The 20851-nt window shown below is 44.3% G+C and carries 18 protein-coding genes; 6 read left to right on the forward strand and 12 right to left on the reverse strand.

From position 1 onward, the window contains the following. Window positions 1-308 precede the first annotated feature (308 nt). Both BLS23_RS04890 and BLS23_RS04895 read left to right on the forward strand, forming a co-directional pair. Window positions 309-581 (forward strand): hypothetical protein, encoded by a 273-nt coding sequence (locus BLS23_RS04890; protein WP_244157096.1) that lies wholly within the window; start codon window positions 309-311, stop codon window positions 579-581. 302 nt (window positions 582-883) lie between these two features. Then, window positions 884-1981: an oxidoreductase gene (locus BLS23_RS04895; RefSeq protein WP_089651429.1), complete on the forward strand. Its 1098-nt coding sequence runs from the start codon at window positions 884-886 to the stop codon at window positions 1979-1981. A 67-nt stretch (window positions 1982-2048) separates the two neighbouring features. Here BLS23_RS04895 and BLS23_RS04900 read toward each other — a convergent pair whose 3' ends face one another. The 4 genes from BLS23_RS04900 to BLS23_RS04915 form a co-directional block, all read right to left on the reverse strand. After that, entirely contained in the window at window positions 2049-3269 is a 1221-nt protein-coding gene (locus BLS23_RS04900; RefSeq protein WP_089651430.1) for a hemolysin family protein, read from the reverse strand. A 302-nt stretch (window positions 3270-3571) separates the two neighbouring features. Then, window positions 3572-4342 (reverse strand): SurA N-terminal domain-containing protein, encoded by a 771-nt coding sequence (locus tag BLS23_RS04905; RefSeq protein ID WP_089651431.1) that lies wholly within the window; start codon window positions 4340-4342, stop codon window positions 3572-3574. A 193-nt stretch (window positions 4343-4535) separates the two neighbouring features. After that, window positions 4536-5006, reverse strand: coding sequence for an NUDIX hydrolase (locus tag BLS23_RS04910; protein ID WP_089651432.1), 471 nt, complete (start codon window positions 5004-5006; stop codon window positions 4536-4538). Further along, a complete protein-coding gene (locus tag BLS23_RS04915; protein WP_089651433.1) occupies window positions 4999-6048 on the reverse strand; it encodes a MerR family transcriptional regulator in 1050 nt (349 codons plus the stop codon). Before BLS23_RS04915 ends, BLS23_RS04910 begins: the two co-directional genes overlap by 8 nt. A gap of 258 nt (window positions 6049-6306) precedes the next feature. Here BLS23_RS04915 and BLS23_RS04920 point away from each other — a divergent pair, with 258 nt between their 5' ends. Continuing rightward, window positions 6307-6567, forward strand: coding sequence for a hypothetical protein (locus tag BLS23_RS04920; RefSeq protein WP_089651434.1), 261 nt, complete (start codon window positions 6307-6309; stop codon window positions 6565-6567). Window positions 6568-7207: 640 nt separating this feature from the next. Here BLS23_RS04920 and BLS23_RS04925 read toward each other — a convergent pair. The 3 genes from BLS23_RS04925 to BLS23_RS04935 form a co-directional block, all read right to left on the reverse strand. Beyond that, entirely contained in the window at window positions 7208-9634 is a 2427-nt protein-coding gene (locus BLS23_RS04925) for an EAL domain-containing protein (RefSeq protein ID WP_167356009.1), read from the reverse strand. 115 nt (window positions 9635-9749) lie between these two features. Next, a complete protein-coding gene (locus BLS23_RS04930) occupies window positions 9750-11945 on the reverse strand; it encodes a Z1 domain-containing protein (RefSeq protein WP_089651436.1) in 2196 nt (731 codons plus the stop codon). Between the two features lie 88 nt (window positions 11946-12033). Further along, window positions 12034-12471, reverse strand: a complete 438-nt coding sequence (locus BLS23_RS04935) for a YkvA family protein (protein ID WP_089651437.1) — start codon at window positions 12469-12471, stop codon at window positions 12034-12036. A gap of 268 nt (window positions 12472-12739) precedes the next feature. Between BLS23_RS04935 and BLS23_RS04940 the strand changes: the two genes are divergently transcribed. Together BLS23_RS04940 and BLS23_RS04945 are read left to right on the forward strand one after the other, a co-directional pair. Further along, a complete protein-coding gene (locus BLS23_RS04940; protein WP_089651438.1) occupies window positions 12740-13999 on the forward strand; it encodes an ATP-grasp domain-containing protein in 1260 nt (419 codons plus the stop codon). Between the two features lie 29 nt (window positions 14000-14028). Further along, window positions 14029-15990: a hypothetical protein gene (locus BLS23_RS04945; protein ID WP_089651439.1), complete on the forward strand. Its 1962-nt coding sequence runs from the start codon at window positions 14029-14031 to the stop codon at window positions 15988-15990. A gap of 365 nt (window positions 15991-16355) precedes the next feature. Here the strand turns inward: BLS23_RS04945 and BLS23_RS04950 are convergent, their stop codons facing one another. The 3 genes from BLS23_RS04950 to BLS23_RS04960 all read right to left on the reverse strand — a co-directional run bounded on the left by BLS23_RS04950 (window position 16356) and on the right by BLS23_RS04960 (window position 18309). After that, the gene (locus BLS23_RS04950) at window positions 16356-16553 is read right to left on the reverse strand and encodes a cold-shock protein (RefSeq protein ID WP_089651440.1); all 198 of its coding nucleotides are present in this window, start codon (window positions 16551-16553) and stop codon (window positions 16356-16358) included. A 172-nt stretch (window positions 16554-16725) separates the two neighbouring features. Continuing rightward, entirely contained in the window at window positions 16726-17046 is a 321-nt protein-coding gene (locus BLS23_RS04955; protein WP_089651441.1) for a hypothetical protein, read from the reverse strand. 51 nt (window positions 17047-17097) lie between these two features. Further along, window positions 17098-18309, reverse strand: coding sequence for a GNAT family N-acetyltransferase (locus BLS23_RS04960; RefSeq protein WP_167356010.1), 1212 nt, complete (start codon window positions 18307-18309; stop codon window positions 17098-17100). Between the two features lie 136 nt (window positions 18310-18445). On the opposite strand from BLS23_RS04960, the gene BLS23_RS04965 reads away from it, so the two are divergent. Beyond that, window positions 18446-19408 (forward strand): GGDEF domain-containing protein, encoded by a 963-nt coding sequence (locus BLS23_RS04965; RefSeq protein ID WP_167356011.1) that lies wholly within the window; start codon window positions 18446-18448, stop codon window positions 19406-19408. A gap of 15 nt (window positions 19409-19423) precedes the next feature. On the opposite strand, the gene BLS23_RS04970 is transcribed toward BLS23_RS04965, so the two are convergent. Continuing rightward, window positions 19424-20287 (reverse strand): pirin family protein, encoded by an 864-nt coding sequence (locus BLS23_RS04970; protein WP_089651444.1) that lies wholly within the window; start codon window positions 20285-20287, stop codon window positions 19424-19426. Between the two features lie 48 nt (window positions 20288-20335). Then, window positions 20336-20764 (reverse strand): MarR family winged helix-turn-helix transcriptional regulator, encoded by a 429-nt coding sequence (locus tag BLS23_RS04975; RefSeq protein WP_089651445.1) that lies wholly within the window; start codon window positions 20762-20764, stop codon window positions 20336-20338. Window positions 20765-20851: the final 87 nt, after the last annotated feature.

The following is a 20851-nucleotide window of genomic DNA, read 5'->3' on the forward strand; positions in this document are numbered from 1 at the left end:
CTTTGGCGCGACTCGTACCCTCTTTGGCGCGACTCGTACCCTCTTTGGCGCGACTCGTACCCTCTTTGGCGCGACTCGTACCCTCTTTGGCGCGAAAGGTCATCCTCAAATCGGATGACCTTTCGCTTCATATCGTACAGAAATTCACTCCACCGATAGATTGGGCTATATCTTTATATCAGTAGGCAAATTTCACGAAATTGTGAACGAAGGACTTTTTTTCTTTTTTATATGTCCAAAATCTATTGCAATTAGTCTGAATATTCCATAAAATCAATCATAATTTAACTATATCAAATCAGAAGGAAGTGTTCTTTTTGAATACAAAAACGGTGAGTCATCTTTACAACGTCTGCCCCCTTTGCCACGGAACCGGAACTTATAAAGAATATGACGACAGTAAGGCGAACATGATCATGGATCACTATAGCCGCGTAAATCATGCGAGTGAAAAGACGGCTTGGAAAATGGCGGTTGAAGAAACGAGTTACAGCACGGAATGTGGACGTTGTCATGGTAATGGTCATGTACTCAATGACGAAGGTGAAGAAATGTATCGAGCTTTAAAGCAATTTGCATAAAAAAATGGATCATCTCTTTGAAGAGATGATCCATTTTTTAATTAATCTTCCAAATATGGGATCACCTCTTCATCTCTTACAATCGAGGGCAAAAAATTTCTTTCTAAATAACCTCCGTAAAATAGTTACTCATTATCCTACTCCCATTTCATTTATTATTCCACGGTGTATCATTATGGAAGTTTATAGAAATTATTAAGGATGGGTAGCCTAAATGTGTCATCGATGAGCACTTACTTTGAAACTGAGATAGTTTGAGAGTACGCTTAAGGATGACTACATCAGGAAAGGTGGATTCTCTCATGTTATTTGACTCTTATCATTTAGATAGTAAACAACTAAACAACCGTTATGTCGTAGCACCGATGACCCGGATCAGTGCCGAAGCAGACGGCCGTGCGAATGACCGCATGAAAAAATATTATCAGCGTTTTGCCAAAGGTGGCTTCGGTGCCATCATTACGGAAGGCATCTATCCAGACACGACCTTCAGCCAGGGATACAACAATCAACCGGGGATTGCGACGGATATCCAGGCAGATGCATGGAAACCGGTCGTGAATGCTGTTCACGAAGAAGGAAGCATCATCATCGCGCAGCTCATGCATGCCGGTGGACAAAGCCAGGGCAATGCCTACACGGACGAAACCATCGCCCCTTCTGCCATTCCTCCAAAAGGGGAACAACTGGGATTTTATGGAGGGTCAGGTACATTCCAGACGCCACGTGCGATGGATGACCAGGACTTTTTAGAGGTGAAAAAGGATTTTGTTGCGGCTGCCCGCCGCGCGAAGGAAGCTGGTTTTGATGGAGTGGAAATACACGGAGCCAACGGCTATCTACTGGATCAGTTTTTAACTGATTATTTGAACAAGCGTGAAGATGAGTACGGGGGAACCGTTGAGAACCGCCTACGTTTTGTGTTGGAAGTCGTAGATGAAATACTTGCAGAAGTAGGAGAAGACTTTATTATCGGGATTCGCATTTCTCAAGGTAAAGTCGCCGACCAAACACACAAATGGGCCGGTGGTGAAAAAGAAGCCGAGCAGATCTTCGGTGCACTAGGAAAGACTGGACTCGATTACATCCACGTCACAGACGGGGATGCAACAGCCCCTTCCTTCGGTGAAGGTTCCAAGACGCTTGCCGGCGCAGCGAAGACGTATGGTGGAATCACAGTCATCGCCAATGGCCAGCTCCAGGAGCAGGAACGTGCCGAAAGTCTTCTCGAATCAGGACAAGCTGATCTTGTCTCCATAGGCACTGGAGCACTTGCCAATCCTGATTTACCGAACAAAGTGAGGGACAAGGATGAACTGAATGCCTTCGATTTTGAAAAGATTTTGCTACCACAGGCCGAAGTGAAAGACCACGAACTTGATGCACCAATAAAAGAATAAATATCAAAAAAGACCCGGTCCCCTTTGATTAGAGTGACCGGGTCTTTCCTATTTTTCAACTTCAAAATCATTTAATAATCTGCACTTTTCGCACCATACGCCCTTCAATTTCCAACACTTTGAACGTTAGATTGTCTTGTTCCAATACATCTCCTTCGTCAGGGAAATCATTGAATTCCTTGATCAAATACCCCGCAAGAACATCTTCCTCTTCCGGAATTTCTGTATCAAAGATGGAATTCAGGCGGCGCAACGTGATTTTACCATCACAAATCAATTCTGTTTCTGAAATCTTTTCAATGATTGAATCACTCTCTACATCCATTTCATCTTCGATTTCCAAACCGATCATTGCTTCAATGACATCTTCATGGGTAAGAACACCCTCGGTTCCCCCATACTCATCCAAAACAATCGCCATGTGCTTCTTCTCTTTCGTCATTTTCCTAAACACCCATTCAATCTTATGAAACTCATAGACAACCAGCGGATCTTTGTACGTATAGTCTATAAACGGCTTTTCCGGTTCCATCGCCCAGGAAATCAAATATTTCGAGTGGAAAACCCCGATGATATCATCAATATCCTCCCCATAGACGGGGTAACGGGTGAATGGGTGTTGCACGACCATGTCACGGACTTCCTCGAAGGCAGCTTCCTGATCAATGGCAATCATATCGACACGCGGTGTTTTCAGAACATCTTTTACATTCAAATTATAAAAATCAAGCACACCTTTGATTCGGTGGGATTCCGCTTCATTGAATGTCCCCTCGGAATCTGCAATGTCCACCATCGTGCGAAGTTCTTCTTTTGAAATGGAAGATTCATTTGTCTGTCCTTTTGATAAAGCATTGGTTATAAATCCTGTTAATCGGTTCAGGACAATAGTAATGGGTTTGAAAATGATTACAAAGAAACGAATGACTGGGTAAACAGTCAAAGCGATGCGATCCGGGAACGCAGCAGCCACCGATTTCGGGATGACCTCCGAGAAAATAATAATGGTTACCGTCAGTATGGCAGAAGCCAGCCCCACACTGAACCCATATTCAATAGCTAGTGTAGTCACAAGCGTTGGCAACAGAATATTAGCGATATTATTTCCAATTAAAATAGTAGTGATGAACTCACTGGGATGTGAGAGTAAATCTAGTAATTTACCTGCTTTTTTATCGTCTTTCTTCGCTCTCGATTGGAGCTTCATTTTGTTAGCTGCCGTAAGAGCCGTTTCACTTCCAGAGAAAAAAAGCGATACGAACAGCAAAAAGATGATCGCAATGATCACGGGGCTATTCCTCCTTGAATGATGGACACAAATATTAAGGAAAAGGGATAGAAGATGGCCTCCCCCTCCTTTTTCACGTTACACATTATAAAAAGTCAAAAAAGATACACACGAAGCGTACGTAGCACCTATTGTACACTACTTCCTTTTCCCTTAGAAGAAATATGAAAACTACACCCCTTGCTCAACCAAAATATGTAAGACCTGGTCACCCATTTTATGGGTGACCAGGTCTTACATTATATTCCAATCAAGCACCAACAAAAACCAGACCTTTAAAAGGTCTGGTTTTTGTTGGTGTATTATAGGTTAACTGTAACTTCTGCATCTTCACGCAGCTTATCAACGAGTTTTTGTGTGGCTTGTCCTTCTTTTTGACGAGTCAACTGCTGTTCAATCGTTGGTTTTGCTTCTTCATAAGATGGTACTTCTTGTTCCGTATCCATGCTTTCTTGCTGCTCTTTCATTTTGTCATAAGCTTCTTTGATTTCTTCCTCTGAAGGTTTCACATCTCCAGCTTCTTCAGCAATCAACTTGTCAATTTTAACTTGTGTCTGAATTTGAGAGCGTACTTCTTTCTCACTCATTCCCTGTTCTTCAAGCGCAGCGAGAAATTCGTCAGCCGAACCGACTTGCTGTTGCTTTGCCAATTCCTCAAGCGTCTGGTTTACCTCTTTTTCAGAAGCTGTGAATTCACGGTTATCCGCTTCCTGCATCAACAGCTCTTGTCCAACCAGGCTTTCGGCTACTTGCTTCTTCAATTGGTCCTGATCAAGTTCTTGACCTGTCATTTGAGACTGCATCGCTGCTTGTTGGAACTGACCTTTATAAGTCGTTTCAAACTCTTCTTTTTTAATTTCTGTACCATTTACACTAGCGACAACTTCCGGTACACCTTCAAGGTCCGGTTTAGGTGCTTCCGGTTGTTCACCTGATTCTGCTTGTTCTGTTTTCTCTTCTTTTTCTTTTTCCTTATTATCAGAAGCGCCTTCTTCATCGTTACCACAGGCTGCTAGTAAGGAAACGAACGCTACAAATAGTAAACTTAATAACCACTTTTTATTCAATGTCATTTCTCCTTTATTCATCGTTGTGTTAGCCATTGTAACACGGAACGACCGTCTGTAAACACACCCATATCGGTGGTCTCAACTCCCTTCCCACATAAAAGTTGTTCAGAACACTGTCATGACAAGGCTTCTTCAAGGAATATTTTGTCTTTCTTACAAATGTGGAAAATTTGTGGAAAGCAAGAAAGGGTTTTCATCAGCGGATCACCGGTATACTTACTCCTTTAATCCAATCTCGAATAAACGGGGCCTGATGAGGGTTCAGAAGATTTTCATGGATCTCCTCAGCATGAAAGAAAGCCTGCCTCTTACTCTCGTGGTTCGTCGTCAGTTTCCCCTCATAGGAGCTGCTGCGAAAGACGATCTGCACACTGAACACTCGGTCTCCATTCTCATAAGTAGCAAAACCACTTTCACCTGAATAAATGCCGTATAAATCCATCGACTTCATGTCCAGCCCGGTTTCTTCCTTGACTTCCCTTTTGACGGCCGAGTCGAAGGTCTCTCCAATTTCAAGAAGCCCACCCGGAATCCCCCACACACCATGATCCGCACGTTTTTGCAGGAGGATGCGCCCATGGTCATCCTCAATGATTGCCCCACAACCGACTGTCAGCAATGTTTCATGGCCGATCATTTGGCGCATCGTCTGAATATAGTCATTCATTAGATGTACCCCTTTCCCTCTTTTCAGCATATAGCAGATGGAGAATCGGATTGAACTGATGAGCTTCCACATCATACCCGTGATCTTCCCACCATCTGATCAAGCGTGAACGATCAGCATAGTACTCATCTTCAATCGCCTCCACCGCTTCTTCGTTTCCTGATTCTTGATAGCTCTCCAGGACACTTTTTCTGTCTGACTCATCTCTGAACATTAAATCGGCAATGACTACTCGCCCGTGGTCACCCAGGATCCGGTCAAACTCTGCAAGAGCAAGATCCTTATCCTCATCTGTTAAATGATGAAGCGCATAGCTCGAGACGACGAAATCCGCCTCTTTATCGTTTAAGGGAAGAGAAAGAAAATGACCAAGGCGTGTTTCCGCTTGAGGGTGTTTCTCTGCACATACCTTCAACATCTCTTTCGACTGATCAACAGCAATCATAGGAAGGCCCTGCCGCAAAAATAGTCCGCTCAAGTTCCCTGTACCTGCCCCGATATCTACCCCTCTCTCCCCAGGTGATGCATTCACCCATGCATGAGCCATCTTAAGAGCCTCGTCATAATGCTCATGAACATTGAAGCGATACCCCGTTGTTTTGATGTTGTCGTCGTAATCTTTCGCTTGATCGTCAAAATTCCAACGATCGCGCCAGCTGGTCCGCTTCTCTTTTAAACCTTTCAATTCACGTGCCATGTTCGTCATTTGTTCCTCCTTTCCTGCCTTCCCAATCATATCCACTATACGGTCTACAGTTGCCACCATATCTCTGATCTGCAGCATCTCTTCATAAAGCAATGAACGCTGGGTATGTAAATAATCTGTGAAATCATCATTCTGTTCCAATGCCTTCTTAATTTCCTTCGTAGATAACCCGACCTCTCTCAAAGCCAGAATGGTACGCAAATCCCTGACATCTTCTTCTGTGTATATACGGTATCCATTGCTCGCTTTTTCCGGTGCAATCAAGCCTTTTTCTTCGTAAAATCGAATGGTTCTTGTTGTTGTTTCTAACTTCTTCGCTACTTCCGTAATCTTCATGAAGGAATCCCCCTTTTCAAACCCCACTATAAAGGGTAACGTTACGTAAAGGTAAAGTGTATTTTCAAAAAATCTTCCCTTAGAAATGATACTCACTCAAAAACGACTAATAATCTAGTTCTCTTGTTCATAAGCTTTTAAAGGTTAAGTGAGAGAGTGTCATAATTTTCGGATAGTAGTTGAAAATCACTGTGAGCTTTTATAGTATAATGGTAACAAACAGTTTCATAGCTTTGATTTCCTTAGAGGAGTGAGCAAATGTTAAAAGAATCTGACTTTCCAACAGAAGAATTAAGAGACCAATGGATCAAGGTACGGAATAAGAAACTGGAGGAAATGGCCCAGTTCATCCAAAGATACTTCCATCTCACAAAAGTCAGAGAAAACCCGGGCAGTTATGAAGTTCAGGGGTATTTCTATCAACCTGGATTTGGTGAAGTACGCATGGCGTTCGAATTCAGTTACGAGAACGTCGCCAAGTTCACGGACTTATTTGATGAGCCCATTGAAAATAAGTAATAAAAAAAGACCCATATCCTGGGTCTTTTTTTCTATCCCAAAAATCAAAGAGTTAAAGAAATGCTCCCGATTGTGGAAGACTCAGTTTCGAGACTTTTGTGGAGTGGATGGGGCTGCGGGGAATGGCTCGCTTTCCGCGGGAGCGCGGTGAGCCTCCTCGGACTGCGTCCTGTGGGGTCTCACCATGCACTTTTTTCCCGCAGGAGTCTCGCCATTCCCCTCCGCCCCTTTGCCATATAAGTATCTCGAAACCACATCCGGAATAAGCTGCTATTATGCCCATGGTAATTGGAGGGGAATGAACTCCTAAGGACGCTATTCTGCACACGAAAAGCTTGTTATAGAGCGCTTTATGCTTATAACACCAGGTTAGTGGAAGGCAACCTCCCACAGGAAAGGGGTTCGTTTCTCACCTTCATGGAATGGGGTGGTTGGGAAGCTGCGAGACTCCCGTGGGAGAAAGGAGATAGGCGAGATCCCGCAGGACGAAGTCCGAGGAAGCTTGCCACTCCCCCACAGGAAAGCGAGTAGCTTCCCAGCCACACCTAACGTGCTCAACACGGCAACGAACCCCGAAAAGTCTCGAAATCGAGTCTTCCACAATCCTGTCATATTCTTTAATAACAAAGCTATGTGCTTATTACATAGCCATTGATCGAGTTAAAAGAGCACTCGCTTCTGTTTTGCTTAACGGCTTACTGAAGAAATACCCTTGATATTCCACACACCCGCGGCTGCGGAGGTAATCCAGCTGAGCTTCTGTTTCCACCCCTTCGGCAATGACACTTAACCCGAGCCGATCCGCTAATTGAATCACCGTGTCCACAACAGCTCGGTCCTTTTCATTCTCATGAATGGTCTGAATAAAGGAACGATCCACTTTCAATGTATCCAACGGAAAGTCCTTCAAGTAACTAAGTGATGAAAATCCTGTCCCAAAATCGTCCAATGCGAGTTGAATCCCCATCTTTTTCATCCGGTGCATCACCGGCAGTGCCTGTACGGAATCCTGTACAATACTTTCAGTAAGCTCGATCTCCAGATGTTCAGGTGCTACCTCCGTCTGTCTAAGAACACTCTCGACGGTAGAAATGATGGTTGGATCCATGAACTGAATTGCTGATAAATTGACACTGATTCTTTCCAGGTCATGTCCTTCATCCATCCATTGACGAAATTGTCGACAAGCTTCGAGCAAGATTTTTTCTCCGAGAGGGACGATCAATTTCGTCTCTTCGGCGAGGGGAATAAATTCATCAGGACTTATAAAACCAAGATCCGGGTGGTTCCAGCGAGCCAGGGCTTCAAAGCCAATAATTTTTCCAGAAAAAACGTCCAGTTGGGGCTGGTAATACACATCAATGCCTTCCTGTTCGACGGCTTTTCTCAGCCCGTTTTCCAGTTGGAGTTTCCGAGTGATGTGCTGATCCATTTCTTCTGTATAAAAGCAGTACTGGCTTCCCCCATTCTGTTTCGCTTGATACATCGACGTGTCGGCACGTTTGATCAGCAAATCGGGTGTGGTGCCATCATTTGGGTAGAGGCTGATACCAATAGAACCTGAGATGTATAGATCCCTATCTTCTATTGTAAAAGAAGCAGCAACTTCATCTATAATCAACTCAGCGATCTTTCTTGCGTCTTTCGCACTTGTATCAGGAAGAACGATAATAAATTCATCCCCGCTCTGTCTGGCCAGGTAATCACCTGCAGACAATCGGGATTTGACACGTTCAGCTCCTTCATTCAACAATAAATCACCCATCCGGTGTCCATAGACATCATTGATCTGCTTGAACCGGTCAAAATCCAAGAACATGACAGCCAGGCTTTCGTGCTCCTGAATAAATCCTGTCAAATGTTCATAAAGAGCTCGACGGTTAGGTAAATGAGTGAGGTCATCTTTATAGACCAGTTCTCGAATACGTTCTTCATTTTTTACCCGTTCCGTAATATCCCGGATGATGCCTGTAAAATAGGTCCTTCCTTCGTCTTCCACTGTCGATAAGGAAAGTTCCACAGGAAAAGTGGATCCATCTTTATGTAAGCCTTCAAGTTCTACGCTTTTCCCGATTACATGGGCATTCTTTGTTCGATTAAACCTTTCAATGCCTTGTTGATGTGCATTCCGATATTGTTCGGGCATCACTTTCGTTAAAGGCTCACCGATCATTTCGTCTGCCATATAGCCGAACGTACGCTCAGCTGATTTGTTCCAGGCCAACACGACCCCTTTTTCATCGGCTGTTACGACGGCATCATTAGCAGATTCCAGGATGGACCGGTACATTTGGTTGGCCACATCCAGACGTGTATTTGTCGTTTCCATTTCCGTATCAAACTTGATCAATACAATCAAAAAGCCGATCGTTAAAAGGGCGCCTCCCGCAATCATCCATCCAAGCATAGTCGGCTCCACTACGGGACCGCTGGTCAGAGAGGGACTGCTTCCATCCATATAAAAGGCAGCGGACTCCATTCCTGTGTAATGCATGCCTGAGATAGCCATCCCCATAAATATAGAACTTCCCCATACTTTAAGCTGCCCCTTCTTGTCATCGACCTTCCCTTTTTGTGCATACAAGGAAAAAAGGCGTAACCCTACAAAGGAAACAGCTAGTGCAATGCCTCCGGACACTGCCACCAGCCATGGATTGTATTCTATAAAGGCGTTCATCTTCATGGCATCCATCCCGATGTAATGCATGGACACGATGCTCAAAGCAATGAGCACCGCTCCCGTAAACCGCCACACCTTCTTATCCAATCCTTTACTAATAATAAAAAAGGCGATGAAACTGGATGCAACAGCAGCTAAGATGCTTAGTACAACTAAAGCAACGTCGTACACTACAGGCATTCCCATGTCATAAGCAAGCATGGCAATAAAATGCATCGACCAGATGCCGCCACCGAAAGTAAGGCTCCCTAGTGTCAACCATTTATATCTTGTACGATGAACGGAGGCCATCCGGTTCACAATTTGTAAGGCTGTATAAGAAGACAAGATGGACACGACTACCGATAAAAGCACCAACCATCCGTTATACTCACCGACCACTTCCATTGCTTCCACCTCCATCCTTTTTCCACACCGTTATTTTTCTCCCATTATACATCAACCCGTATGAATCCAATAGAAAAAAAGCCTGTCCAATCGGCCCATTGGTCAGGCTTCTTTCCTATTCTTGAATGGTCTTATTTGCGTACACCGTGGGAGTTGTCTCTGCCTGCGCAACGAGGACAGGCCACCAAAATGGCGCCCCGCGCCAACCATGTTCTTTTTTTCCTACCTGACGAAGCATGATTAATGCCGGGTATTGTTGAGCAACTTTCCTTGCCACTGTCAGTTCCCCAGTTCCTTTACCTGGGGTATCAGGAGAGTTTTCGAACTTTCCATCCTGTTTGAAGCGACTGATCTGCCTGTTCGTTTTTGTAAGCAGCCAGACAAAAGCATCTTCCTGTGCCTCAGAACTCAAGTAATCAAGGATGCCTTCATATTCATCGAGATGAAAATCATGGCCTGTTTCCATTTCAAGCGTCTCATGGACGAGACGGAGTATTTCCTTAGCACTCGTTACTGGAATAAGATAGGCACCCTCTTTGGTGGCAAGAGCACTGTTTATAGCTTTTTTGACAAGCTGATCGATCTTGCGTATCGTCTTTTCGATATGCGTTTTATACCCTGTTTGGAAACCGACAGGCAGCATCCGCTTGTGTGGTTTAATCATCGTAAGGCTTGATAAGAGAATTTTGTTAGGGTTACAAGGCATAATCGTATCATTGAGAGCCCTTTGAATAAAAACAACGCCTTTATGGTGCCCGCCGCGTTCGAAGGCATTCCTCAGTTCTCTGTCGAACTCATGGATCCGTTTCATGACGCTGTAGACCTTTTGTGTCGTGTAAAAACGGGTCACGGCAAGATCAGCGACGGGTCTTGCTCCATACATACGGGAGTGTTGTAAAACCGTATCCTGCTGAAAGGATTTCGGGTTCCTTCCATAGAAAAAGCCGATCAGATTGTGAATCGTTACTCCCCGGTCAAGGATTTGCCCGCCAATAAAAATGTTCATTGGAGCTCGAAGCTTCAGCTCCCCCTTATGATCAAGCAGCTCGGTGACGTCTTTTTCCGAATTGACGACACTACTGACGATATATTCTTCATCCAAAGAATGACGGACTTCTTCATACACATCTTCAAAAGAAGGAGCCGGGGTCTTTTTCAATGTCTTCACCGAACGGATAAGGTCATCATAAGAGTCACGCACCAGTTTATGGAACTCCTCAGATTCCGATCGGGCAGCCTCAATAAGTAACGTTTCAAACCCCTGGATTAATTCCGCCTGCCAGGCATGCGCATTTTTCCCACGTTCGGTGTGGATGATAAAGGAATACTTTTGTTCCCTGCGCCCTTTCATCCGTTGCTGAAAACGACGGATGCTCGAGCCTACTATAAAGTTCACAACCGCCTTCCGGATGTTCGTAATATTTTTCTGACTCAACAACCGGTCCATTTTCACACGGCGGCCATCCATCTTCTTCATAACCTCAAGCTCTTTTTCTTCCACTTCATGATAAAGGTAAGAAGCAAGGTGACCATCCTTCTCACTTTTGTCAAAATAGACATCGCCACCGATATAACGGTCGTGGACAGGCACAAGCTCTGTGAAAGCCGGGCGGATCGGTTCGAACACTTTCCCTTCATGGACCTTCATTTCTTCCGGCTGTAAATAGAGGGAATAAGGGGTCGCAGTTACTTGTAAAAAGGCTGGGCGGTCGAGCGTTTTTCTAAGGTTATTGATTTTTGATGCAATCACCCGCATCTGTTTGATGTTTTGTTCCCGCTTGTATTCATATGCGACACTTGCGAAGTCGGCTTCATCATCAATGAAAAGCACACGTTTAGTTTTTAGTGATGGATATTTTTCCATCACCGCTTGTTGAAGACGGTCAAGATTGTGCGTCTCCTTTTTCACAATCAACGCCAGTTTTTGAGATAATTCATACTTTCGTAGATTATCAGGCATGTTCATAATATCAAAAACCTGCAGGGCATCCTGTTCGATTGCCCCTTCGAACTCTTCGTGAAGGCGGGCATACGTCTGTTTGACGAGCGCATTCGTCCCTTTCGTCAAAAGGATCACCATATCAAAACCATGATCATAGGCGAGACCCATCACCCCGATGAATGTGCGCGTCTTTCCCGATTGAATTTTGCCAAGCAGCATCCCCGGGCGGTGCTCGGTCGTGTCTGTATCTTGAAGTTTCGCCATCGTCCGCAGCATACACTCTCGAACAGGCTGTTTATATTGATTCTTTTTATTTAAATACTTGAAAAAGGCTCCATCCGTTTTCAAGTGTTGGAATGTTGCTGTCATTGTATCTTCTCCCTTTTACAAAACACGCTTATTATACATGATTGTGGAACATGAAAAAAGCAAGGAAACCTGGAAAAGGTCTCCTTGCTTACTTTTCTTTTTGCACAGGGTCTTCTAACTCTTCGAGATCCACTTGACCATCAAAAAGTTTGAGGAGTCTTGCTTTCGCCTGTTCTTTCACATGTTCATCAATATGAGAAATCACTTGATAGACAGCATAAATGATGACCGCACTATCATCCGTAAAACCAACGACCGGAATGAAGTCCGGGATCACATCCACGGGGAGAATCAAATACCCTAATGCCCCCGCAATCGTCAATTTTGCCTTCTTCGGAGTATCAGGGCTTTTGAAGGCATAATACAACAGCAAACTATAATAGACGATTTTCGTCCCGATTCGACTGCTGTACGTACGAAGCTTTTCTCCATACTCTTTCTCTGAAAAATAAGTACGTCCCCGTTCCACCGCTTTGCGAGGGTCAAGGTTTTTCAAACGGTCCTGATAGGTCTTTTGTTTTGTCATAGGCACCTTCCTTTTTTCAGTACTATACTTTTGACGAAAATCACTTATTCTAAACTCATTTAATCTATGATTCGTTTTATTTCCCGGGAAATCGACGCTCTGGAAGGTAACCCTTAGCATCCTCCGGCTATGTTCATTGTAGAAGAAACACTAGTTTTGTCGAATGCGCGAATAAAGCTTACAGTTTTTGGCCTACTCTGATACTTTAAGAGTAACAGTGTCAAAGTTTCCTATACTTATATTTTCACTGACAAAGGAGAGGTTCGAAATGGATCTAGATCAACTTGAATTGAATGCGACTGTAGATGAGACGGTTAAAACAAAACCGTATTATACGGCTTTAGTCGGCTGGAGTGTGCAGGCTATAGAGGCTGCAGCTCGCATGAACCGTCCATTCGTCGTTGTCGGACCTGCAGATTTTGAAACGTATGCAGCAAAGCACGAGATTCCGTTTGTAGGATGGGACTTTAATAAGCTCAATGAAAGCTCTGATCACCTGTATAAGCAGTTGAAGGACATGGGTGTCGAACTTGCTGTTCCTTTATATGAAGAATGTGTGGAATGGGCTGGTGCTCTAAACGCTCGTTTCCGTGAAGATCCTCGCGTATTCAACCGTTCTTTATTGCTTCGCGACAAAGGGATGATGAAGCGGAAAGCTCAAATTTCCGGCATCAAAGTCGGCGTTTTTGAAGAGGCCCACGAGAAGGAAGACGTCCAGCGTTTCTTGAAACGCGTCAACCAAGCTTTGTTGAAACTAGAAGGAGACCACCTCGATCCGATTCACGTCAAACCCTTGGACAAGGCAGGCTCTGTCGGTCATTTGGCGATCTATAATAATGAAGATATTGAACGAATTCAGGATACAGATTTCCCACTATTGATGGAAAGTCACCTTGACGGACAGGAATTCTCGTGTGAAGCGTTCATCCATAAAGGTAAAGTGCGCTTCCTCAATATTACGGAATATGTGAAGCTTGGCTATTCCAACTTCGTTCCGGCTTCCCCAAGCTTAGAGGAAAAGCGCCCACTGATTGAACGTGCGGTTCAACAACTGGTCGACGCTTTCGAAATCGAGTACGGCGTCATCCACCCCGAATACTTTATCACCCAGGATGGAACGCTTCACTTTGGAGAAGTGGCTGCCCGCGTACCTGGAGGTCATATTTTCGAGTTGATTGAGCGCGCTTATGGATTCAGCGCCTATGAAGCCCAAATCCTTTGCAGTGATCCAAATACAACAGAAGAAGAAATCCGCGAATTTTTCCCTGATCCTTATGATTATCAAAACTACGCTGGGTGCCTAATGGTTCACCCGAACGTGGATTATGTGGAAGACTTGAAGATTCCTGAAGAGCTTGAAGACCACCCGTACTTTGAGAAGCACGATATGTTTACCCCTCCTCAAGGAAAAGTAGCCGAACGTGTCGGCTTCGGAAACCATTATGGAACGATCTTTTTCTATGGCCGTGACAGTGAAGAAATGACCGATTTGCTGAAGACATACGAGCAATACAATTTCTACGTATAAGCGCAAGCGATAGAGAAAGGAGAGGTTTTATGCCTCAAACGACGAGTGCCCTTGTCGAACGTTTCATCTATGCTTTAGACGAATTAAATAAAGCTCCATCCTTCGCCAAATCAAAGTACCAGACCGATGTCTATCAGGAGGCGAACCGCCTCATTGAAGCAGAGGATGGCTTTGAAAATTTATATCAGCATGCCGGTCGATTGGAAGAAGCGGGTGTATTTCAAGATGGACCGTGGGAAGCAGCGGAAAAACTCCAGCCTCCCCTTGTAGCAGGTTCTTTGAAAGCGAAGGGGCTGCCTATGATCATCGAAGTCCTCAGCGAACTGCGTATGCTCGCCTTAGCTAAAGGAAAAGCAACAAATCCGAATGTCTCACCTAAAATGGCCGAAGAGTTTTTGAATGAAGTGATGGTCCTGAACCTGAATCTGCTGTTCCCGGATGCCAGTGAAAGTTCCAGGATCGAAAAGCATGAGAATGATGAAAAAGCAGGAAGACTGTTTCAATTCCTATCTACTCATCTTTCCTCAAGCGCTCTGATCCAAACGCTCATTAATGAAATCAAACGTCTCACAGCCCAACGCCCGATCATGGTGAAGCGAATTGTATCCATGATCAAAATGGCGAAGGAAATGCTTGATCAAGATTCGGATGAACAAGGGAAGACAGAACTGAAACAATTTATCTCAGCCATTGAAGGGCCTTCAAAACTGAGTGCTCAGTTCAATGACGTCCATGCGTACCGTTCACAATTGAAAACACTCACACGTACGGACCTTATTTCTGAAAGTGTCGCACTCGCTCAATCCATGCGTGAAACGGGACTTGTCGCTCCACATCATGCTACATTGATTCGATTTTTGAGTAAAAGAAACCCTGCGCTTCTCGCCTATGCGTTGAACTTGAACAGCAAAGGTAGCGCAAACCTCGAGGAGAATCGTGAACTTGTCATCCAGCTGATCCGGGCTTCGATCTTCCCGGCGACACGCCAGGCGATTTACGGCCTGTCGATGTTACTTGAGCGCGGGGTGCTGTCCCACTCCCCTGTTGCGCCAGGATTAAGGCGTCTGGTGGAGCTTGATATCCGTCCGGATGTACGTAATGCTCTGTATTCGACAACGAATACAGGCGAAGGGGTCACAGCAAACAGCATCCTCGTCGCGGGCACGATTCAAGTGCTCGGTCAGCCGCTCGGCGTTGGTCAAGGGTTCAATCCAACATGTCAAGCAGCCCGTGGCATCAGCTTATGGGCCCAGCACGCCCCAGGCTTCTTGCTGGAAATCATTCCACGAGCTGCGCGTGATGGCGATTTGGACTTCACATTCGAAGGAACACCGATTCATTCCAAAGAGCTAACAGGCGGACTTGCTCCGGACCTTGATAAAGAGCTCGATCCTGTATCCCTAGTCCTCGTGCCACACCTGGACAAGATCTACAGTGAAATGATGACACGTGTTGCTTTACGAGGAGAAGACGGACACCGCTGGGTCAACCCGGCTTTTTATGGGAACTGGGTGCAGAAAGGATTCAGCTCCGTGTTCGATCCGATCACCGGATACGTGCTGGATTATCCTGGATTCGTCAAACTTTTCTACGCCACACATCATACGGAATACAATGATGATTATGAATTGATCTATCCAAACCCTGTCGGCATTTTTATTACGAACGTGCACGGCAAACTGCTCGGTCTCCACGCCGTTTCAATTACGAGAATTGCGAAAGACCCGAGTGGCGAGGAAAGAATCTACTTTTATAACCCGAACAATGACGGCTCTCAAAACTGGGGACAGAATATTGAACCAAGCGTCATCGGAAATGGCGAAATGGAAGGCGAAAGCTCCTTACCATTCCATGAATTTGTTTCAAGGTTATACGCTTTTCACTACAACCCTTACGAGCAGGGGGATGCTTACGCAGTGGAAAATTCCATCGTCGATGGCATCCGTCAGCTTGCTCAGGAAAGCTGGGGGAAAGATTATACGTGGGTGTAAAATTAGAAAGAAGCCAGACTCTTTACGAGAGTCTGGCTTTGTTTTGTTCATTGAGGTATGGCGGGGAAAGGTTTATTAGTAGCCTGTGCTCTTTTATTAGCAACTTCAGGTAATATATTAGCAGGTCTGGCACTTTTATTAGCAACTTCATGCCATATATTAGCAGCTTTCATAATTTTATTAGCAGCCTCTGATTTTATCAGTCGCTCTTAACCTTTTATCAGTCACTTTTCTAAATTTATCAGTGGGTTTAGCGTATTTATCAGTGGCTTTTACACTTTTATCAGTGACTTTCCGAAATATATCCGTTTTTCACTAATATAAAAAAAAGACTTCCGAACGAGTCGGAAGTCTTTTTGTCTTACTTATTTTTGAACGTTAGCCGCTTGTGGGCCACGGTCGCCTTCAACGATTTCGAAAGAAACTTGTTCGTTCTCTTCTAGAGTTTTGAATCCTTCGCCTTGAATAGCAGAGAAGTGTACGAATACGTCGTCTTGACCTTCTACTTCAATAAATCCGAAACCTTTTTCTGCGTTGAACCATTTAACTGTACCTTGTAACATGTTGTTACCTCCTGCGTGGATGACGATCCACATTGTATTACTATAATTGCTCTGCCTATTCATTCAAGACGAAAGTCACTTTCACGTTCCTTTAGCTTTCATTCCTAACCGAACAAGAATAATTAACTTTATTATATACCCATATCCAAGCCGCGTCAACCATCGCACAAAATTATTTTTCATCCAATAGCGGAACGGTTTTTTTACCAAAATACACGCGCAGCAGCTGCTCAAGCTTCACTCCGGGATATTTAACCTGCAATTTCTCTTCAAAATTCTTTAAAGAAATTTTTCTTTGTAACTCCAAAGCGTACACGCTCATATCCATAAAGTCTGCAAGAGCAACGAGCTCTTCATGTGAAAGCGGAGCGGTGTAAATGGTTCCTGCCGTCTCCCCTATTCTTTCATACCGTACCCGAAAAGCCTCAAGAACTTTTGCAAAAGGGCCCCTTTCAAAATGCTTCACGGCTACGAATACATTTTTCTTTCTCATCGTTCCATCTCCCCACACCTTGATCTACATGTTATATAGGTATGGTTTCTGTTAGAAAAATGTCCAGCATTTCGGCTGTTCCGGATGTTGAAAAAGGTCCACGGTACGTCCCTCGCTGACAGCTGCACCACTTCTCAACAAACTTGACAGTGATACACAGCCCATCATCAGAGAAGAGAAATGGGCGATATCAATTTCAATGGTCACTTCGGCCTCTTCACCTGTTGGCTGCGGCTTTCCATTCGTAAACTGCCAGACCGATTCGTGCGTTTCATTCAAAAAAGAGTCTTTCACTTTCCAGCCAACCCTAACCGTATCCGTTCCGAAGCAGACCTCTCCTATTTTTTCAAGAAATGCAGGAATATCCAATATGCGATACATCAATCCCCGGCCTTCTTCACTGACTTTATGATAAATCGAAAAGATGAGTTGTTCATCAACATGGACGGGGTCATTTAGTGAATAAGCAAATTCCTGGTCAAACGTCGGGAAATAGATGGAGCGTACCTGATCTTTTTGATTATGTAGATATCGAATAAGCGAGCGATAGGCTTTTGTAGACGTATGGAAGAAGCTTTTTACATGCAAATCGTTTTGTAAAAAGTGGTCGCCCTCTTTGAATTCAAGCGTCACGTACCCTGTCAGCTTGCCCTCTTCCCTCACCCCGAATGTGTGAAGCTCTTCTTTTTCGAGGAAAGCGAAGCCGTACGTAGGAATAGCCGTGGCCCCATGATTGTCTTCTGCCCATGTGTCATAACAGGCTTTCACTTCATCTTGATCATCGGCATTCAACACTTCGACCTTCTCACCTCCATCGTAGGTTGGAAGCTGCGAGGGATGAAAATGGTAGGTCGACAACCGCGGTCCTAATCCAAATCCCATTCGCTTATAAAACGAAGGCTGGAACGGGTACAAGTGGGCGATGATTTGTCCTTTATCTCTAGCTTCTGCTAGGAATTGCTGAATGATCCGCTTCGCATGCCCTTGTTTTTTGTATGGAAGATCGACCGCTACGGTCCCAATTCCACCAGCTTTCACTTGCTGCCCATATACATTCATAACGTGGTCATAAGCGATATATCCACCAACAAGCTGTTCTTTTTCATAAAGACCGATCGTGTGAATGTCATCCTTCTGAGCCATTTTTCGCCTGTGTTCCGTGTACCTTTCCTGCTCTTCTCGAGTATTTAATTTCATCCCTGGGTAACAGCGTCGCGATAAGTCTGTAAATGCTGTGAAATCTTCTACTTTTTTAAAATCCATTATATTTCCTCCTTCATAAACAATTCTGTACATTAAGTCTAGCATTTACCAAATATTTCATCTATTCTATTATATAGAACCTGTCCTTAAGTCCGAGGACATAAGAATCACAAAACCTTTTAGGCAGGTGATGAAAATGGAAGGCTTTATCCCATGGACGAAGTTAAACCATACATACGCTCAAGCTTTACACACGATTATCCCAAAGGTTATCGAAGATCATTTGCTGGATATGAGTCATATAAAAGAATTCAGAAGTTATGTAGAACACTATCCTGACTATTCCAGCCACTTATCCCAAACACTGCACAGGTCCTGCGACGCCCTCTTCCTACCAGAAAAAGAGTATGAAAGGTATATAGAGAAAGACTATGAAGAAGGGGTCCACGTAGGGATTGCTTTTGCTAAACGCAACTACTTCACGATTGATCTGATGCTCCACCTGACTCATAGTACTCGAATGTGCAGCATACAAAGAGTCCTAAAAGCGATCAAAGATGTGGAAACGGTTATCGATTCCTCGCCAATTATTGAGCGCTTTTTTGACATTACGAATAAGAGGCAGAATTCGTTTTTTAAAGGGTACATAAATGAGCAAAACAAAAAGCTGAAGCATCAAAGCATAAGAGATCCACTAACATCATTGTATAACCGCAGGTATTTTTACCCGTATGTAAAAGAAGAACTGGTAAGGGCTCAGAAAGAAGGCTTTCCTATCACTCTGGTCCTTGTTGACTTTAATAACTTTAAAGAGATCAATGATCGTCGAGGTCATCAAGAAGGTGATCGTGTGTTGAAAAGATTCGCCAGATGTCTTTCTAACATCCACGAAGGTTTTGACGGCGCTTTCCGATTCGGAGGGGATGAATTTGTCCTTGTCCTATCTGCGTGCAGTGAGGATACCGCAGAAAAATTAGCCCAGAACCTTAATGAAACGATTAAGCAGATCGAAAAAGGCGCATCCATTTCCTATGGCTTGATCCAACTTCCAGCTGACTCTTTTATTGAAGGTTTAAATTTAGATATGTATCTCAATCTGGCTGACAAGCGAATGTATGAAAATAAACAGTACACCAAAAAAATAAAGACTCCTGAATAAACAGGAGTCTTTTTATCATACAGCAGGAGGGCCGAATTTTCCTTTGCGGAAGTCGTCATATGCCTGTTTGATTTCTCCCATTGAATTCATGACGAATGGTCCGTGCGGGACAATTTCTTCCCTAATCGGTGCCCCAGAATAGACAAGCACCTTCGTTCGGCGCTTCTTGGAAACAAGCTTTAACTCGCTGGTTCCTTCCCCTTCTTCATTGAAAGATAGCGTACCGACGCCGTGCTTTTTCAAATTCACTTCATTTTCACCTGCTACAACATCACCTGCAAGGACGTATAGGAATGCATTGTGGTTTTCAGGTAAATCAAGGGTGAATGATGCGCCTTCTGATAGGGTGATTTCGCTGAGCGTAATGGGAACAATGGAGTTCAGTGGTCCTTCCACTCCGGCCACATTCCCAGAAAACACTTTCACCTCTCCCCCGTCAAAAGGAACGACAGGAGCTTCTTCTCCATATACATTTTGGTAAATGGTCTCGGAGTTCTTCTTGTCTTTCGGAAGGTTCAACCATAGCTGGAGGGTATGCGCGACATCATCTTCCACTCCGTCTTCCGCATGCCTTGCCGCCCAGCCTGCATTCATGTACTGCACGTCACCAGGCTCAAGAATATCGCGGCCGCCTGCATTATCAATGTGTTCCAAACGTCCATCGACGACATACGTGACGGTCTGGAATCCACGGTGCGGGTGATCCGGAAATGTTCCTTTTTTGAACCAATCCTCGGCCATCAGGATGAATGGATCGAAATCGCGCCACCTATCCGCGGGCAAGACCCATCCTTTTTGAATCGCAGGAAATCCCATCTCTTGATATTCCACATACCAGTGATCTTTCACTTCTCTTTGAAAGTTTGCCACGTCAACCATCCTTTCAATTAGTTGCTACATCTACTATCTGATTAAAAAAAGGGCTCCTCACCCTTCAATATTGTTTTGCATTTTCGTAAGGAGCCGATCCAATTCTTGCAGTTCTTCTTTTGAAATCCCTTCCGTCACAGCGTCATTGAAGGCTTCTGCGACAGGTACGACTTGTTCTTTCAACTCCCGTCCTTCTTCCGTCAAATAAAGTTCCAAAGAACGTCTGTCTTCTGTACAAAAGTTCCGCTTGATGAACCCTTTTTTCTCAAGGTTCGAAGCCATCCGGGCAATGTTCGTCTTATCTTTTTTCAAATGATGAGCAAGCTGATTTTGCGTCATGCCGTCCTTTTCCCAAAGCAACATCATAATCAAGTTCTGCTCGGGGGCAAGGTTGTAAGGCTGCAGCTGTGCTTTCACATAGCTCGTCAACTTTAAATCCGTCTGATGAAGCTTGATGCTAATATAATCTTGAAAACTTAAATTCATATGCAATCTCCCTAAATAGTTGCTATACATACTATTATAATCAGACCAAAGTCCTCTGTCAAAAGCTCTGACCATAGATTACCAGAA

The organism is Halobacillus aidingensis, assembly GCF_900104185.1.
Lineage (GTDB): Bacteria > Bacillota > Bacilli > Bacillales > Halobacillaceae > Halobacillus > Halobacillus aidingensis.

What these genes read in the sequence shown, in the direction of transcription:
- BLS23_RS04925 (WP_167356009.1), bottom strand. Translation starts at nt 9,634, where the DNA reads ATGGAAGTGGTCGGTGAGTATAACGGATGGTTGGTGCTTTTATCGGTA.
- BLS23_RS04950 (WP_089651440.1), bottom strand. Translation starts at nt 16,553, where the DNA reads ATGTTACAAGGTACAGTTAAATGGTTCAACGCAGAAAAAGGTTTCGGA.
- BLS23_RS04910 (WP_089651432.1), bottom strand. Translation starts at nt 5,006, where the DNA reads ATGAATGACTATATTCAGACGATGCGCCAAATGATCGGCCATGAAACA.
- BLS23_RS04970 (WP_089651444.1), bottom strand. Translation starts at nt 20,287, where the DNA reads ATGGTTGACGTGGCAAACTTTCAAAGAGAAGTGAAAGATCACTGGTAT.
- BLS23_RS04920 (WP_089651434.1), top strand. Translation starts at nt 6,307, where the DNA reads ATGTTAAAAGAATCTGACTTTCCAACAGAAGAATTAAGAGACCAATGG.
- BLS23_RS04905 (WP_089651431.1), bottom strand. Translation starts at nt 4,342, where the DNA reads ATGACATTGAATAAAAAGTGGTTATTAAGTTTACTATTTGTAGCGTTC.
- BLS23_RS04930 (WP_089651436.1), bottom strand. Translation starts at nt 11,945, where the DNA reads ATGACAGCAACATTCCAACACTTGAAAACGGATGGAGCCTTTTTCAAG.
- BLS23_RS04915 (WP_089651433.1), bottom strand. Translation starts at nt 6,048, where the DNA reads ATGAAGATTACGGAAGTAGCGAAGAAGTTAGAAACAACAACAAGAACC.
- BLS23_RS04940 (WP_089651438.1), top strand. Translation starts at nt 12,740, where the DNA reads ATGGATCTAGATCAACTTGAATTGAATGCGACTGTAGATGAGACGGTT.
- BLS23_RS04895 (WP_089651429.1), top strand. Translation starts at nt 884, where the DNA reads ATGTTATTTGACTCTTATCATTTAGATAGTAAACAACTAAACAACCGT.
- BLS23_RS04975 (WP_089651445.1), bottom strand. Translation starts at nt 20,764, where the DNA reads ATGAATTTAAGTTTTCAAGATTATATTAGCATCAAGCTTCATCAGACG.
- BLS23_RS04960 (WP_167356010.1), bottom strand. Translation starts at nt 18,309, where the DNA reads ATGGATTTTAAAAAAGTAGAAGATTTCACAGCATTTACAGACTTATCG.
- BLS23_RS04935 (WP_089651437.1), bottom strand. Translation starts at nt 12,471, where the DNA reads ATGACAAAACAAAAGACCTATCAGGACCGTTTGAAAAACCTTGACCCT.
- BLS23_RS04965 (WP_167356011.1), top strand. Translation starts at nt 18,446, where the DNA reads ATGGAAGGCTTTATCCCATGGACGAAGTTAAACCATACATACGCTCAA.
- BLS23_RS04955 (WP_089651441.1), bottom strand. Translation starts at nt 17,046, where the DNA reads ATGAGAAAGAAAAATGTATTCGTAGCCGTGAAGCATTTTGAAAGGGGC.
- BLS23_RS04945 (WP_089651439.1), top strand. Translation starts at nt 14,029, where the DNA reads ATGCCTCAAACGACGAGTGCCCTTGTCGAACGTTTCATCTATGCTTTA.